Here is a 1,969-nt window from a genome sequence, read left to right as displayed (position 1 = left end):
TGCACGCTCGCGAGTTCGGCCTTGTCACCGGTGTGCGTCAGTTTCGCGAAGCGGATGATTTCCTGCAGATGCGCGGTTTCCGTCGCGATGCTCAAGGGCCGCGCGAATTACCTGTGCCATTACTACCTGCAGCGCACCGCCGATAACGGCCGTTTGCCCACGCGCCAGGACACCGCGCATCTGCAGGAAATCATCCGCTTCGCGAAACTGACGCACACCGGTGACAAGGCCGAACTCGCGAGCGTGCCCGAGAACTCGCCGGTCTGGCCGATGGTCACGTCCACGCGCGACAACTGCCTCGGCCAGGAATGCCCGCAGTACAAGGAATGCTTCGTGATGCAGGCGCGGCGCGAGGCGCAGCAGGCGGACATCGTGGTAGTGAATCACCACCTGTTTTTCGCCGATGTCATGCTCCGCGACACCGGCATGGCCGAGTTGCTGCCGACCGCCAACACCATCATCTTCGACGAAGCCCATCAGCTTCCCGAGACCGCGACGCTGTTCTTCGGCGAGACCGTATCGACCACGCAGTTCCTGGAACTCGCACGCGATGCCGTTGCGGAAGGCCTGAGCCACGCGCGTGACTTCTCCGACTGGACCAAGCTCGGCGCCGCGCTCGAACGTGCGGCGCGGGACGTCCGGCTCGCATTCAGGGAAGATTCGGTGCGCATGTCGCTCGGCCAGCTCGCCGACGATCATCCTTTATTCGATGCCCTCGACACACTTGAGGAACACCTCAATGCGCTCACGGCCGCTTTGAACGCTCACGCCGAACGCGCGGAATCGCTGGGCGCGCTGCAGCGCCGGGCACGGGAATTACAAGGTTTGCTGGGGGGCTGGACCGCACCGCCAACGTCCGTGGAAAAGGCCGTCGCGCAAGAGAAGGAAGCCGCCGCCAAAGCCGATCCGAACGAGATGGTCCGATGGATCGAAGTATTCTCGCACACGGTCCAGTTGCACGAAACGCCGCTGTCCGTTGCGCCAATCTTTTCGAAGCAGCGCGCGGGCGTTCCGCGTGCGTGGATCTTCACGTCGGCAACCTTGTCGGTGCGCGGCGACTTCACCCATTACGCCGCACAGATGGGCCTGAACGCGCGACGCTCCATGACGCTGCCCAGTCCCTTCGACTACCCCGAGCAGGGCTTGCTGTACGTGCCGCGCAACTTGCCGCAACCATCGTCGCCGAATTTCACCGACGCCGTGTTCGACGCCGCGTTGCCTGTCATCGAAGCATCGAAGGGGGGCGTGTTTTTCTTGTGCACGACCTTGCGCGCCGTCGATCGCATTGCCAACCGCCTGCGCGACACCATCGAGCGGCGCGGCTGGGATTATCCGTTGCTGGTTCAGGGCGACGCGAGCCGCACTGAATTGCTCGATCGTTTCCGTTCTTATGGCAACGCGATCCTCGTTGGCAGCCAGAGTTTCTGGGAAGGCGTGGATGTGCGCGGTGATGCGTTGTCGCTGGTTGTCATCGACAAGCTACCTTTTGCGCCGCCCGATGATCCCGTGTTGTCGGCGAGACTCGATGCGCTGACGAAGAAGGGCTTGAGCCCTTTCGCTGTGCACCAGTTGCCGCAGGCAGTGATCACGCTCAAGCAGGGCGCGGGGCGTCTGATTCGCGCAGAAACGGATCGCGGTGTGCTGATGATCTGCGACACCCGTCTCGTCGATAAACCCTACGGCCGGCGCATCTGGCAGAGCCTTCCGCCGTTCAAGCGCACGCGTGAAATAGAGGTGGTGCGCGCGTTCTTCACCGATCCTGAAACGGCGGTGACCGAAGCGGAAGAGTAAGTAACACGCATTCTTTCAACCGAACACATAAATAAAAAACCCGGCCTTAAATTATTCCCCCCAGCAAGGAATACATAGTTCTGTAACGCTGAGCGGAATTCACTTCGAACACCCCTCTTGAAGGGGTGTTTTTTTGCCTTTCAGATGTTGAAGCTATACCGTGCGATGGCATCGTATG

General features: G+C 61.1%; 1 pseudogene. It reads left to right on the top strand.

Annotated elements, in window-relative coordinates:
- Window positions 1-75: 75 nt before the first annotated feature.
- Window positions 76-1,791, top strand: a pseudogene (locus tag ACRXB1_RS35260) (ATP-dependent DNA helicase); the annotation flags it as partial.
- Between the last annotated feature and the right edge of the window lie 178 nt (window positions 1,792-1,969).

Source organism: Caballeronia sp. M23-90, from assembly GCF_053574605.1.
Note: the sequence above shows the minus strand (reverse complement) of the source record. Positions and strands in the feature narration are given on the sequence as shown.